This window comes from Frigoribacterium sp. Leaf8 (assembly GCF_001421165.1).
Taxonomy (GTDB): domain Bacteria; phylum Actinomycetota; class Actinomycetes; order Actinomycetales; family Microbacteriaceae; genus Frigoribacterium.
On record NZ_LMKB01000006.1, the window covers coordinates 220352 to 233424 of the forward strand.

General features: G+C 72.0%; 13 protein-coding genes and 1 riboswitch. Of the genes, 4 read left to right on the top strand and 9 right to left on the bottom strand.

Features of this window, described 5'->3' with window-relative positions; translation table 11 throughout:
- Positions 1 to 189 precede the first annotated feature (189 nt).
- Positions 190 to 507: a metallopeptidase family protein gene (locus ASL10_RS12590; protein ID WP_056049129.1), complete on the top strand. Its 318-nt coding sequence runs from the start codon at positions 190 to 192 to the stop codon at positions 505 to 507.
- A gap of 12 nt (positions 508 to 519) precedes the next feature.
- Here ASL10_RS12590 and ASL10_RS12595 read toward each other — a convergent pair whose 3' ends face one another.
- Positions 520 to 2145 (bottom strand): glycosyl hydrolase family 28-related protein, encoded by a 1626-nt coding sequence (locus ASL10_RS12595; RefSeq protein WP_148053716.1) that lies wholly within the window; start codon positions 2143 to 2145, stop codon positions 520 to 522.
- 42 nt (positions 2146 to 2187) lie between these two features.
- On the opposite strand from ASL10_RS12595, the gene ASL10_RS12600 reads away from it, so the two are divergent.
- Positions 2188 to 4392, top strand: coding sequence for an acyltransferase family protein (locus tag ASL10_RS12600; RefSeq protein WP_162234615.1), 2205 nt, complete (start codon positions 2188 to 2190; stop codon positions 4390 to 4392).
- Here the strand turns inward: ASL10_RS12600 and ASL10_RS12605 are convergent.
- From ASL10_RS12605 to ASL10_RS12635, 7 genes are all read right to left on the bottom strand, one after another.
- Positions 4348 to 4965, bottom strand: coding sequence for an ATP-binding protein (locus ASL10_RS12605; protein WP_235452813.1), 618 nt, complete (start codon positions 4963 to 4965; stop codon positions 4348 to 4350). The two genes, ASL10_RS12600 and ASL10_RS12605, sit on opposite strands and share 45 nt — an antisense overlap.
- On the bottom strand, positions 4958 to 5752 hold the full coding sequence (locus ASL10_RS12610) for an energy-coupling factor transporter transmembrane protein EcfT (RefSeq protein WP_056048462.1): 795 nt from the start codon (positions 5750 to 5752) through the stop codon (positions 4958 to 4960). Before ASL10_RS12610 ends, ASL10_RS12605 begins: the two co-directional genes overlap by 8 nt.
- Positions 5749 to 7260 (bottom strand): ABC transporter ATP-binding protein, encoded by a 1512-nt coding sequence (locus ASL10_RS12615; RefSeq protein WP_056048465.1) that lies wholly within the window; start codon positions 7258 to 7260, stop codon positions 5749 to 5751. Before ASL10_RS12615 ends, ASL10_RS12610 begins: the two co-directional genes overlap by 4 nt.
- Before the next feature lie 24 nt (positions 7261 to 7284).
- A complete protein-coding gene (locus ASL10_RS12620) occupies positions 7285 to 7947 on the bottom strand; it encodes an ECF transporter S component (RefSeq protein WP_056048467.1) in 663 nt (220 codons plus the stop codon).
- A riboswitch (TPP riboswitch) is annotated at positions 7943 to 8051 on the bottom strand. Its footprint overlaps the gene before it by 5 nt.
- 30 nt (positions 8052 to 8081) lie before the next feature.
- Positions 8082 to 8522: a hypothetical protein gene (locus ASL10_RS12625; RefSeq protein WP_056048470.1), complete on the bottom strand. Its 441-nt coding sequence runs from the start codon at positions 8520 to 8522 to the stop codon at positions 8082 to 8084.
- A gap of 176 nt (positions 8523 to 8698) precedes the next feature.
- Positions 8699 to 9586, bottom strand: coding sequence for an NAD(P)-dependent oxidoreductase (locus ASL10_RS12630; protein ID WP_056048473.1), 888 nt, complete (start codon positions 9584 to 9586; stop codon positions 8699 to 8701).
- 86 nt (positions 9587 to 9672) lie between these two features.
- Entirely contained in the window at positions 9673 to 10170 is a 498-nt protein-coding gene (locus ASL10_RS12635) for a CGNR zinc finger domain-containing protein (protein ID WP_056048475.1), read from the bottom strand.
- Between the two features lie 85 nt (positions 10171 to 10255).
- On the opposite strand from ASL10_RS12635, the gene ASL10_RS12640 reads away from it, so the two are divergent.
- Positions 10256 to 11116: an alpha/beta fold hydrolase gene (locus tag ASL10_RS12640; protein WP_056048477.1), complete on the top strand. Its 861-nt coding sequence runs from the start codon at positions 10256 to 10258 to the stop codon at positions 11114 to 11116.
- A 24-nt stretch (positions 11117 to 11140) separates the two neighbouring features.
- Here ASL10_RS12640 and ASL10_RS12645 read toward each other — a convergent pair whose 3' ends face one another.
- Positions 11141 to 11809, bottom strand: coding sequence for an NUDIX domain-containing protein (locus ASL10_RS12645; RefSeq protein ID WP_056048482.1), 669 nt, complete (start codon positions 11807 to 11809; stop codon positions 11141 to 11143).
- Positions 11810 to 11977: 168 nt separating this feature from the next.
- Between ASL10_RS12645 and ASL10_RS12650 the strand changes: the two genes are divergently transcribed.
- Positions 11978 to 12910, top strand: a complete 933-nt coding sequence (locus ASL10_RS12650; RefSeq protein ID WP_056048485.1) for an alpha/beta fold hydrolase — start codon at positions 11978 to 11980, stop codon at positions 12908 to 12910.
- Positions 12911 to 13073 lie beyond the last annotated feature (163 nt).

Consider the following 13073-nt stretch of genomic DNA (forward strand, 5'->3'; position numbering starts at 1 on the left):
GCCTGGCGGGTTGCCGCATCGCTGCGCTCGTCACGGGCATGGGGCCGCGTCCAGCGACAGGCCGTGTGGGCGTGCGAGAGTGAGAGGGTGGACGACTCCCCCGAGAACGGCGACGACGCGCTGGATGCCGACGAACGACCGGCAGCAGGCATCGACCCGGCGGAGGTGAGCGCGGAGGCGTTCGACGCGATGGTGGTCGACCAACTCGATCTGCTGCCCGACGACATGGTCGACGGGCTCGACAACGTCGTGTTCGTCACGGAAGACCGCCCCGAGGACGGCACGCTCGACCTGCTCGGCCTCTACGACGGCGTCGCCCTGACCGAGCGTGGACAGTACGGCTTCGGCGAACTACCCGACCGGATCATCCTCTACCGCGAACCGCACCTCGCCGCCGTGGACGACCTCGACCAGCTCGCCGACGAGATCCACGTCACGCTCGTCCACGAGATCGCCCACTTCTACGGGATCGACGACCACCAACTGCACGAACTCGGCTGGGCCTGACGGAGGCCGCCGTCAGCCGATGATCTGGTACGTGAACCGGTAGGCGTCGGCCGGGAGGCCCTCCTCGAGGTCACCGACCATCTCGACGTCGAAGGCGTCGGGTCGCGAGACGACGAAGAACTGGGCCGACGCAGCCGTGTTCGACGCCGGACAGATCGAGACCACCGGCGCCGTGGTGAAGGGCTTCGAATAGCGGACCCGCACCTGCGTGCCGGGACGACGGGCCCGACCCGAACCGAAGCCGACCGTTCCCCTCAGATCGGAACCCGACAGGGTGGGAGCCGGGGCGCCGTCGCCGTTCCGCCCCATGGCCGACGCCACGGGAGAGGGGCCACCGAGGGCACCCAGCAACCGACGTCCCACCGCGAGGTCGCCACCCCAGGCCCAGAGCGGCCGAGCCTCGACCTCGCGTCGGTCGACGACGTCGACGGCCGAGCCGGTCGTGGCGATCCGTGTCGTCGGATCGACGGCGAACCGCGAGCCGTACCCGGCCCCCAACTCGACCCCTGCCTGCGTGAAGCGACCGAGACGGGTGCCCACCAGGGCGAAGTCGTCGCCCTTGGTCAGCCGCACCAGCACGGTCGACGCTCCGACCTGGGCAGGGTCCGCGCCGAGCAGGGCACCGCCGAGCAGTCGGATGCCGCCGTCGATGTCGACGCCACGACGTCGCCTCTCGTCGTGCTCGATCAGGGGACCCGGGCCACCGTAGATCGTCGGGGCGACGAACTCGATCTGCCGGACGTTGCCGATGCGCACGGTCGCGTCACCGCCCGATCCAGCCCGCTGCAACGTCTCGATGTGCGGGGCGATCAGCCTCACGAACTCGACGAAGTACTCGGCGGTCGAACCCCAGGCGAGATCGAGGGCGACGTTCGCACTGCCCTCGATGTGCAGGTTCACGCAGGTGAACGTGTTCGTGTTCGACCCACCCGACGCCGGTGACCGCACGACGACCGCGGCCGCGTCGGCCGACCCGCAGTTGTTGACGAAGAGGTCCGACCAGAGGTTGTTGTTGACGCGCTCGACGAGGAGGGCCGTTCCGGCCACGCCGGCCAACTGCACCCTGTCGAAGCGCGACTCGAACCCGTTCACGACCTGGACGAGGGGTGCCGCCGAGCCGTTGCCCTGCAGGGTCAGCCCCTCGAGCGTGACACCGTTCCCGTCGACGACGACCATCGGCCTCGTCGAACGGGCGAGGTGCCGGATGGTGACGCCACCGTCGGTCGAGGCCCCGTAGCGACTGACATCGGCCCCCGTGCCCTGGATCGAGACCAACAGGGGCACCGTGACGGAGTCGACGACGTAGGTGCCCGCCGGGACGAGCACACGCCCCCGGACCACCCTGGCCGCCTCGACGGCCGCGGCGAAGGCGGCGGTGTCGTCCGTCAGACCGTCGCCGACGGCACCGTGGTCACGGACGTCGACCCCCGTGCGGTCGTCCGACGTCCCGACCTCCGCAGCCGGCGCCGCCCCGGAACCGTCGGCAGGCGGCCCGTCGGAGGCCGGCCCGTCGTCGGCGCGAGCGGCACGGGCGCCGGGGGCGACGGCCGCGGCACCGGCCGCCGCGATGCCCGCCGCACCGACGAGCAGGAAACCGCGACGCGATCGGATCGGCGTCTGGTCGAGTGGATCGGTCATGACGGCAGGGTACACGAGCGTGGGTAATATATGCCTCACCACATGTCGTCAGAAGATCGGGTGCACACCATCGACCAGAACATCGCCTCTCGCCGTCCCGCCCCCGCCCACCGTCTCGACGTCCAGGCCCTCCGGGCCCTCGCCGTGACGATGGTGGTCCTCGAACACGTCACGGGGCGGCCCGCCGGTGGATTCGTCGGGGTCGACGTGTTCTTCGTCGTGTCGGGGTTCTTGATCACGGGGCTCCTGCTGCGCGAGGCCGATCGTCACGGACGGATCTCGATCGCGGCCTTCTGGCGACGACGCATCCGCCGCATCGTGCCGGCGAGCGTCCTGGTGCTCGTCCTGGGCACGGCGGCCACCTGGCTCGTCGTCGGCTCGTCCCGTGGGGCGTCGGCGGCGATCGACGCGCTCTGGTCCGTCGCGTCCCTCGCGAACTGGCACTTCGCCGCCACCGGGACCGACTACTTCGCCGCCCAGGGCCCCGAGTCGCCCTTCCAGCACTACTGGTCCCTCGCCGTCGAGGAGCAGTTCTACCTGGTCTGGCCCGTCGTGGTCGTCGCCGCGGTCGCCGTCGCCCGGCGACGGAAGGGGCCGACCGTCCCGAGGGTCGCCCTGGGGGTCCTGCTGCTGGTGCTCGTGCTCGGATCGCTGGCGTGGGCCTGGCACCAGTCCACGACGTCGCCGACCGTCGCCTACTTCTCGAGCCTGACCCGCGCATGGGAGCTCGCCCTCGGAGCGCTCCTCGCGACGGCGGCCCCCGCGATGACCCGGCTCCCCGCCGTCCTCCGTCCGGCCCTGGCGTGGGTCGGAATCGTCGGCGTCGTGGCCTCGGCCTGGGTCACGACGAGCACCGTCCCGTTCCCGGCCCCCGGCGCCCTGCTGCCCGTGGCGGCCACGCTGCTCGTCCTCGCCTCGGGCACGGGGTGCGCCGGCACACCGTGGCTCGGGCCCCTCGCCGGCCGGCCCGTGATGATCGTGGGAGACCTCTCGTACTCGATCTACCTCTGGCACTTCGTCGCCCTGGTCGTCGGCACGTCGTTGCTCGGCGACGAACCGGCCCGGCTCTGGCCGGCCGTCCTCGTGTCCACCCTCGTCCTGTCCGCCCTGACCTACCACTTGGTCGAACGGCCGCTCATCACCTCGCCCCTGCTCGAGCCGGCCCCGCCCGGGCACGCCTGGCGACGGTGGAGACGAGACCATCGATCGACCTACCGGCGCGGAGGTGCTGCGCTGCTCGCGGTGGCCGCCCTCACGGCCACCGCCCTCGCCGTGGACGCCGTCCGCCCCGCCGCCGCTCCCCCCGTCCTGCCCTCCGCGGCGACCGACGGCGCCGCAGGGGGGACGACCGGCGGGCCCGGCGAGCCCGGCGGGACGGACGGCCTCGACGGCCTCGACGTCCCGTCGGTCGACGAGTGGTCCGGCGAGGTGGGCAGGGCGCTGTCGGCGACCTCGTGGCCCGAGCTCGACCCGAGCATCGAGTCGGTCCTCGACGGGACGCGAACCGGCAGCCCGCACCTCGCCTGCGGCGACGCCGAGGCCCAGGGCCTCACCCCGGACGACTGCTCGTGGACCTCTCCCTCGGCGAGCACCACCGTGGTGCTCGTCGGGGACTCGACGGCGATGCACCACCTCGACGCCCTCGTCCCGCTGGCCGAGTCGGCCGAGAGCGGCTTCACCCTCGTCAACCGGGCCAAGTTCGCCTGCCCGTTCGTCGACATCCGCGTCCAGAACGACGTCACGGGCATCCTCGAGTCCTGCCGGGCGCACAACGACGAGACCCTCGCCCTGATCGACGAGACGCACCCCGACGTCGTCCTCGTGACCAACTCGTACCAGACGCTCTCCGAGGACGGAGGCGGCACGATCACGCCCGATCGGTGGTCCGAGGGCTTCGGCGCCTACGCCCGGCGCCTGGCCGAGGCCGCGGGGTCCGTCGTCGTCCTCACTCCGCCGCCGGACGACGCCGACATCGCGTCGTGCTTCCGGCGCGGGGGCAGCCCCGTCGACTGCATCTCCCGGACGTCCCGTACCTGGATCGACCGCGCGGCCGCCGATCAGGACGTGCTCGAGTCGATCGGCGGCGTGCTGGTCGACCTGCGTGTGCTGACCTGCGTCAGCGACCTCTGTCCGGCGTTCGTCGGCGACGTCCCCGTGAAAGAGGATCGCGTCCACCTCACGACCGCGTTCGCACTCGCCGTGTCACCCGTCCTGGGCGACCTGCTCAAAGCCCGGGGCGTGCTCTGAGGTCGGCGACCACCCGGCCGAGACGACCACGTCGGCGAGCTCCCGGGGCGACGAGCGCGCGAGGTGCCGATCCTCCTGAGCGGCCCAGACGTCCCACCACGGTTCGAAGGCGGCACCGTCGCGGTCGAGGGCCCGTCGCCGACGGGTGTCCGCGTCGAGCTCCAGCCAGACGCGGACGTCGGCGAGCGACGAGGAGGCGCGGGTCACCGCCCCGGCCCCTTCGACGATCAGCGAGACGGCCGGGTCGAGCACCTCCCACGTCCCCGCGCGGTCGTGCTCCCAGTCCCACCGCTGCCATCCCGGAGCGACCGGCGACAGGATGGACGTCTCGAGCGCCCGGGACGCCGCCTCGAGCCCGTACCAGCCCGGGTAGACGTCGTCGAGGTGCACGAGCCGTGCAGGGCCCAGCCGGTCGTCGGGCCACGCGGCGGCCACCGCACGGCCGAGCGTGGTCTTGCCCGAACCGGAGCGGCCGTCGATCAACAGGACCAGGCGACGCGAGCCGACCCGCGCCTCCTCGGCTCGGCGGAGCAGGACGTCGACGGCCTCGTCGACGACGACGTGCTCAGGCAAGGACGAACTCCCACGTGCCGGCCAGGACGGCCGCGGTCACCGAGGTGGCGGCGATGACGACGCCGATGGCGACGAGGACGACGTCCCGCAGGCCGAACGACGACGGACGCGCCCAGGTGCGCGGGGCGTCGCTGCCGAAGCCCTTGGCCTCCATGGCGGTGGCGAGCTTGCTGCCGCGTCGGACCGACAGCACGAGCAACGCGAACGCCTGCTGCCCGAACCGCCGCAGCGCACCGATCGGACCGCCCGAGTCCGCGACGCCCCGGGCACGTCGGGCCAACGCGAGCTGGCGCCAGTCGTCCATGAACAGCCCGACCAGACGCAACCCGGCGAGTCCCCCCAGCACGAAACGCGCCGGCAGCCGCAACACCTGCCCGAGACCGTCGGCCAGGTCGGTCGGGTCGGTCGTCGCGAACAGCACGATGCCCGGCACGCCGACGGCGAGGATGCGCAGGCCGATCGCGCCGGCGAGGGCCAGCGACCCCTCGGTCACCGAGAGGAACCCCCACTCGACCACCGACGCCCCGCCGTCGCGTCCGTAGAGGGCGATGGCGACGAGCGACGTCGGGGCGGCGATCCAGAGCGGCGCCGTGCGGGCGAGCAGCTGTCGGGCCGACAGACCGGCGAAGGGCAGCAACAGCCCCTCGAGCAGCAGAGCGGTGCCGGCCGAGACCCAGTCGATCGACAGCAGGAGGGCGAGCGCGAGGACGACGGCGGCGAGCAGCTTCGCGACCGGGTTGACACGCCCGACCACGCCGGTCGCCACGACCGGGGTGAGCACGCTCATCGACGCGCCTCGACGGGGTCGGGGTGGCGGGCGTGGGCGCTCAGGTCGAGCACGTCGTCGGCGAGGGCCGCCACGAACTCGGCGTCGTGGGTCACGGCGACGACCGCGCGGCCCTCGTCGAGCAGGTCGGCCAGCAGGACCACGAGCTCGTGCCAGGTGCGGGCGTCCTGCCCGAAGGTCGGTTCGTCGAGCACGAGCACCGACGGGCGCGAGGCGAGCACGGTCGCGACCGAGAGCCGGCGCTTCTCGCCGCCCGAGAGCGTGAACGGGTTCGCACCGGCGAGGTGGTCGAGCCGCAGGCGGTCGAGGAGGTGGTCGACGCGCGACGCGACCTCGGTCGGGGACGCGCCCAGCGCCTCCGGACCCACCGCCAGCTCACGACGGACGGTCGCCGTCAGGAACTGGTGCTCCGGGTCCTGGAAGACGGTGCCGACGCGGGTGAGAAGCTGTCGGGGCTTCCATCGGATCGGAGACGGACCGGCGCCGTCGGCGAACGACGGCGTCGCCTCGAGGACTCCGGCGACGGGGGCGAGCAGCCCCGCGACGGTGAGGGCGAGCGTGGACTTGCCCGAGCCGTTCGTGCCGGTCACCGCGAGCGCCCGCCCCTCGACGACCGTGAGGTCGATGCCCGTGGCCACCGCGCGGCCCTTGGGCCCCTTGTGCCCCACGTCGAGACCCGACGCCGTCACCAACCGGTCACCGGTCGTGCGCGACCGGACGGGCGCAGGAGGCGCGGCGCCGGGCACCCAGACCCCGGCGGCGACGAGGCGGTCGCGTTCGGCACGCAGGACGTCGTCGGGGCGACCGTCGGCCAGGACTCCCCCACCGGAGTCGAGCACGACGACGCGGTCGACGACGGGCAGCCAGACCGACACGCGGTGCTCGACGACGACCAGCGTCGCCCCGGTGTCGGCGACGACGCGGGCCACGGCGTCGCGCACCTCGACGACGCCCTCGGGGTCGAGGTTGGCCGTCGGCTCGTCGAGGAGCAGCAGGCCAGGACGCATGGCGAGGGCCCCGGCGAGCGCCAGTCTCTGCTTCTGGCCGCCGCTCAGCTCGGACGTGGACGCGGACGGCGGCAGGTCGAGCCCGACGGCGTCGAGGGCGTGCCCGACGCGGCGCCAGATCTCGTCGCGGGGCACGCCGAGGTTCTCGCAGCCGAACGCGACGTCGTCGCCCACGCGGGCGAGGACGACCTGCGAGTCGGGGTCCTGCAGGACGAGGCCGACCCGGCCGCGCTGCTCGGCGGGGGCGCGGCCGTCCACCAGCAGGTCGCCGGCCTCGTCGCCCTCGTCGTCTCCGCCCAGCACCCCGGCGAGGCCGGCGAGCAGCGTCGACTTGCCGGCGCCGGACGCGCCGAGCAGCAGCACGCGCTCACCGGGGGCGACGTCGAGGTCGAGCTGCGAGACGGCGGGCAGGCGACGACCGGCGTGCCGCCACCCCCAGCCCCGGGCGGTGACGCGGGCACCCGCGTCCACCGCCGGTCGTCCGCCGCTCGTTCCGCTCACGGGAAGGACCACGAGGAGGCGCGCCTAGATCCGGGCGTCCGCCGAGCGTCCCGAGGCGAACCGCGAGAGTGCGCCCGTGCGGGCGAGGCCGCGGGCCGCGAGCCACGAGAGCAGGCCGGCGATGACGGTGCCCGAGACGACCGAGGTCACGACGTAGATCGTCTTCGAACCGGCGGCGTAGGCGGCGGCCGAGGCGAAGCTCGTGTCCATCAGGCCGACGGCGAGGCCGGCGACGGCACCCGCGAGCAGAACCGTGCCGATCCGCCACGACTTGTAGAGGAAGACCGCGAGCACGATCTCGGCGCCCAGGCCCTGGACGATGCCCCAGATGAGCACCGAGAAGCCCCACTGGGTCCCGATCAGCATCGAGACGACCGCCGCGACGACCTCGGTGTAGACGGCGGCCCCGGGCTTGCGGATGACGATGCCGCCCAGGACGCCGGCGAAGAGCCATCCGCCGTTGAGGATGCCCTCGAAGCCGCCCGAGAAGCTCAGGACGCTGTCGATGGGCGTGTAGGCCAGGCCCCAGGCCCAGAAGACGACGCCGGCGGCGACGCCGATGACGCTGGCGACGACGATGTCGACGACCCGCCACCGGCGGGTCGGGGTGGTGCGGGCCTTCGGCGTGAAGCCGGTCGAGCTGTCGCGAGCCGCCGTGGAACGGTTTTCGGGCGTGGACGTGGACATCTGTTCTTCTCCTCCCTGCGCTGGCATGACCCAGATCAGGTTCGACGGTCGAAGCGTGGTTCGCTTCCTCTCAGCCCGGCTCACCGGACTCCCGTGTGTTGTGGGGTCGATCATAGCGCCGACCCCGGCCGGCGTCAGAGTCCGGCGGCCTTCCGGACGAGGGCGGCGACGGAGGCGCGGGTCGCGTCGTCGGCGCCGGTCACCGCGTACGAGGTGGCCCAGAGCGTGCCGTCGTCGAGCCGGGCACCGTCCTGGAACCCGAGGGTCGAGTAGCGCGTGCCGAACTTGGCGCCGGGCTGGAAGAACACGACGGCCTTGCCGTCCTCCCCGGCGTAGGCGGGGAAGCCGTACCAGGTCTTGGGGGCGAGGTTCGGAGCGTGCTCGGCGACGACCTCGTGCACCATCTGGGCGATCGGTCGTTCGACGTCGGTCATGGCCGCGATGGCGTCCGCGGCGTCCTGCGCCTCGGCGGCCGACTTGTCGGCCAGCTTCTGGCGCTTCGCCTCGGCCCGCAGTTCGGCGGCGCGCTGCTTCATGGCGGCCTTCTCTTCTTTGCTGAACCCGGCGTCGGCCATGATCGTGCCCTTCTCGTGCGTTCGTGCGTGCGTCGGCTCGGTCGGGTCGGCGTACGCCCCATGGTGACATGCCTGGCGGATCCGTCGTCCGCCCTGCGTCCACCACGACAGGCACCTCGAGGCAACCGACCGCACCTTCGCCCTGCTGGCCGAGCTGCTCTGACGCTCGTCGGCGGTCAGGCCTTCGGCAGGGCGTGACCCTCGGCGTCGAGGTGGTCTCGCCAGGAGCGCGTCGCCCTCCAGCCGAGCATGCGGGCCGCCTTGGCGGTCGAGATGCCCGACGCGTCGGCCCGGGTGAGTTCGCGCAACTCGATCCGGTCGCCGTGGTGCTGACGGAGCGTGGCGGCGAAGTCGTGGCCGCCGGCGTTGTCGGCTGCTGCGATGTAGAACACCTCGTGACCCGGCAGGTCGGACTCTGCGGCGAGCAGGAGGGCGTCGGCGAGGTCGTCGGCGTCGACGTAGCTGCCGAAGTTCGCACTGTCGGGGTCGGCCTCGCGCACCTGAGGGCCGAGGTTGGCCTCGTAGTTGTCGTCGTCGTGGACGGTACTCGGGCGGATCGAGATCGCGCGCAGGTCGGAGCGGCGGACGGCGGCGTCCATCAGCTGTTCGCCGAACGCCTTCGAGAGGGCGTAGGGGTCCTGCGGGTGGAGGGGGTGCTCCTCGTCGACCGGCACGTAGTCGGGCAGGAAGGGCCGTTCGGGGAAGAAGTTGCCCACGATGCTCTCGCTCGACACGTTGACGAAGCGGGGCACGCCGAACCGTACGGCCGCCTCGACCAGGTTGAACGTGGACATCAGGTTGGTGTGGAACACGACGTGGGCCGGGTTCGCGGTGGGCTGCGGGATGGCCGCGACGTGGACGACGACGTCGGCCCCCGCGACGACCGAGAAGGCGGTCCCCGCGTCGGTCAGGTCGCCCATGACGTACCGGCCGGGCTCGTCGACGCCCGTGTCGAAGACGGGCCGGACGAGGTCGACGCCGAGGACGTCGTGCCCGGCCTCGACGAACCGGCGGACGGCGGCACGGCCGACCTTGCCTCGTGATCCCGTGATGACGACCTTCATGACGCGCTCCCTCGATCGAGGGATGCGCCGAGGGCCGGAGCATCCACCCGGACGACGCTACGCCGAGCGGCCCCGAGGAGGCGCGCTCAGTCCTTCACGCGGCGTGCGTGCGTCCGCGCCTTCATCCGGTTGCCGCAGGTCGCCATGGAGCACCACTTCGCACTGCCCGGACGGCTGTGGTCCACCAGGAAGAGGTTGCACTCGTCGTTCGCGCAGGCCCGGAGGCGCCCGGGGAGCCGCGAGGTCACGCTCGACCACGCCGACACGGCTTCGGCGGCGAGGCGGTCGTCATCGGCGACCCGGAGCTCCCAGACGACGCCGTCCCGGGTCGTCCGGGGGATCTGCACGGCCCGGTCCATGACGTCGGCGAGCTCGCCGACGGCCCCGTCGTCACCACCGCGGACGACGGCGTGCAGGGCCTCCCGCACGCGCCGGAGCTGGGCGACCTCGCCCGAGGAGCCGGTACCACCCCAGGTCCGCGCCAGATCTCGCCCTGCCGCGCCCTCGAGGGCGTCCGTCGGGATGCCCTCGACCACCGGTGCGCTGTTCAGCACGGCCAGCAGCAGCTCTTCGTCACGCAGCACGTCTCCCCGCTCTCTCGCACCGTCCGGCGCATCTCGACCATGCTACCGTCGGAATAACCACTAAAACAATCCAAAGGGGTTAGACATGCACACCGTCCACCACCGCACCGCCTCCGTCGACGGGCTCGACGTCTTCTACCGCGACGCCGGGCCCGCCGACGCGCCCGTCCTCGTCCTCTTGCACGGCTACCCCACGAGCTCGCACATGTTCCGCCACCTCATCCCCGCACTGGCCGACCGATATCGCGTCATCGCCCCCGACCACATCGGTTTCGGCCGCTCCTCCGCCCCGTCGGTCGACGAGTTCGACTACACCTTCGAGGCCCTGGCGCGGGTGACCGGTCGTTTCCTGTCGATCATCGGCGTCGCGCGGTACGCGATCTACGTGCAGGACTACGGCGCCCCCGTCGGGTGGCGCCTCGCGCTGGCCGAGCCCGACGCGGTGACCGCCGTCGTCTCGCAGAACGGCAACGCGTACGAAGAAGGCTTCGTGCCGAGCTTCTGGGACCCGATCTGGGCCGACGCCGCCGAACGGACACCCGAGACGCGCGACGCGCTCCGGCCTGCCCTGGGCCGCGAGGCGGTCGAGTGGCAGTACACCCACGGTGTACCGGACCCCACGTCCGTCGACCCCGATGCCTGGGAGCACGACCTCGCGCTCCTCGCCCGACCGGGACAGGACGACGTCCAACTGGCGCTCTTCCGCGACTACGCCACCAACCGCACCCTGTACCCCGCCGTGCACTCCTGGCTCCGCGCCTCCCGCGTCCCGGTCCTCGCGATCTGGGGCCGCAACGACGAGATCTTCGATGCCACCGGTGCGGGTGCGTTCACCCGCGACTCCCCCGACGCTCGCGTCGAGCTCGTCGACGGTGGACACTTCCTGCTCGAGTCGCACCTCGATCTGGTCGCGGCCACGATCCGGGAGTGGCTCCCGAACACGTGATCCGGACCACCCGCGGCCGCCCGCTCAGGACCGGAGGTCGAGGCGGCCCGGGTTCAGGGCGGCCCACTGGAGCAGCATGATCGTCTTGCCGTCCACGATGCGCCCGTCGGCGATCATCTGGAGGGCGTCCCGGAACGGCAGCTCGAGGACCTCGATGTCCTCCCCTTCCTCCTCGACGCCACCCCCGTCACCGGTGCGGTCGGCCACCGAGTACGTGGCGGCGTAGAAGTGCACGCGCTCGGTCACCGACCCCGGGCTCATGTAGGCGTCGAACACGTGGATCAACCCGCCCACCTCGACCCCGAGTTCTTCGCGCGTCTCTCGGCGGATCGCGGTCTCGGGATCGTCCTCGTCGAGGAGTCCCGCGGCGGTCTCGACCAGCATCCCGTCGGGATGGTCGTTCACGTAGGCGGGGAACCGGAACTGCCGGGTCAGGAGCACCGTCCCCCGCCTCGGGTCGAACAGGAGGATCGTCGCCCCGTTGCCGCGGTCGTACGTCTCGCGCTGCTGGGTCGACCACCGCCCGTCGCGACCGCGCACGTCGAAGGTGGTGCGGCGGAGCACGTGCCAGCCGTCCGAGGTCACCTCGACGTCGCGGACCACGACGTCGGGGTTGCGGGCGAGGTCGCGGCCGGTGAGGTCGAGGCCCGTCCGTCCGCGACCGTCGGGGGAACGGGAGCCACGAGAGTTCATCACCCCACGAAAATAACGGAGGGCGACGACCCGCGAGGGCGGGAACGGCCGGTGATGACATCCGTCACGGGATGTGGTGACGCCTCGGCACTTCTCGAGGACGTCACCCTCTGGTGTGCTTCCGGAGGAGCGTCCGGACCCGACCCGGACGCCCGGAGAGAGGACCCCGTGCGTACAACCCTCAAGGTGACCCTGCGGACCGTCGGCGCCCTCGTGGCCCTGCCCGTCCTGACGCTGGCGACCACGTCGATCGTCGACGTCGTCGCCACGGGGTCGGAGCTGGCCGCCATCACCTCGTACGGCGAGCTCGTGTCCGTCGACGGGAGGGAGATGAACGTCGTCGTCAGCGGGTCCGGCGCGGACACGATCGTCCTGCTTCCGGGCCTCGGGACGGCGGCACCCGGCCTGGACTTCCAGCCACTGATCTCCGAGCTCGACGACACCCATCGCGTCGTCGCCGTGGAGCCGTTCGGCACCGGGCTGAGCGACCAGACCGACTCCCCCCGCACGGCGGAGAACATCGCGGGCGAGGTGCACGAGGCGCTCCGCCGACTGGGCATCGACCGCTACGCGCTCATGGGGCACTCGATCTCGGGCGTCTACGCCCTCGAGTACAGCAGGCTCTTCGGGGACGAACTCACGGCGTTCATCGGGATCGACAGCAGCGTCCCCGACCAGCCCGGCACGGACGACCCCGTGCCGACCGACGGACTGACCACGCTTCGCGGCCTGGGTCTGCTCCGCGTGGCGAGCGCACTCGCCGGCGACGCCTACGCCGGACTGCCCTACGACGAGGGCACGAAAGAACAGATGCGCTTCCTCACCACGAAGAACGCGACCGCCACGACCCTGCTCGACGAGATGGACCACACCGCGAGCAACGTCGCCTCGGTCAGCGGACGGACGTTCCCGGCGGACCTGCCGGTCCTTCTCTTCGTGGTGCAGGACGGCACCGACGACGACGGCTGGCTCGAGCTGCACGAGAAGCAGGCGGCGAGCGTCGACCGCGGCCAGGTCGTCCAGCTCGACGGAGACCACTACCTGCACCACACGCAGTCGACTCGGATCGCCGACGACACCGACGAGTTCCTCGCCGGGTGAAGCCGCACGCGGCGGTGGAGGTCACGGCCGGGTAACGAAGATGATGCGTTCCAATCCTTTTCGGGCCCGGTGGCGAACCCCGTACATCCCCACCGGGACTAACTGACAAGGAGCTTCACCATGAACGCTTTCACTCGCAAGAACATCACCAAGACCACCCTCG

Bases quoted from the DNA above. Each gene is read 5' to 3' on its own strand.
- ASL10_RS12645 (WP_056048482.1), bottom strand. From the start codon at position 11,809: ATGAACTCTCGTGGCTCCCGTTCCCCCGACGGTCGCGGACGGACGGGC.
- ASL10_RS12630 (WP_056048473.1), bottom strand. From the start codon at position 9,586: ATGAAGGTCGTCATCACGGGATCACGAGGCAAGGTCGGCCGTGCCGCC.
- ASL10_RS12595 (WP_148053716.1), bottom strand. From the start codon at position 2,145: ATGACCGATCCACTCGACCAGACGCCGATCCGATCGCGTCGCGGTTTC.
- ASL10_RS12620 (WP_056048467.1), bottom strand. From the start codon at position 7,947: ATGTCCACGTCCACGCCCGAAAACCGTTCCACGGCGGCTCGCGACAGC.
- ASL10_RS12610 (WP_056048462.1), bottom strand. From the start codon at position 5,752: ATGAGCGTGCTCACCCCGGTCGTGGCGACCGGCGTGGTCGGGCGTGTC.
- ASL10_RS12590 (WP_056049129.1), top strand. From the start codon at position 190: ATGGTGGTCGACCAACTCGATCTGCTGCCCGACGACATGGTCGACGGG.
- ASL10_RS12625 (WP_056048470.1), bottom strand. From the start codon at position 8,522: ATGGCCGACGCCGGGTTCAGCAAAGAAGAGAAGGCCGCCATGAAGCAG.
- ASL10_RS12600 (WP_162234615.1), top strand. From the start codon at position 2,188: ATGTCGTCAGAAGATCGGGTGCACACCATCGACCAGAACATCGCCTCT.
- ASL10_RS12640 (WP_056048477.1), top strand. From the start codon at position 10,256: ATGCACACCGTCCACCACCGCACCGCCTCCGTCGACGGGCTCGACGTC.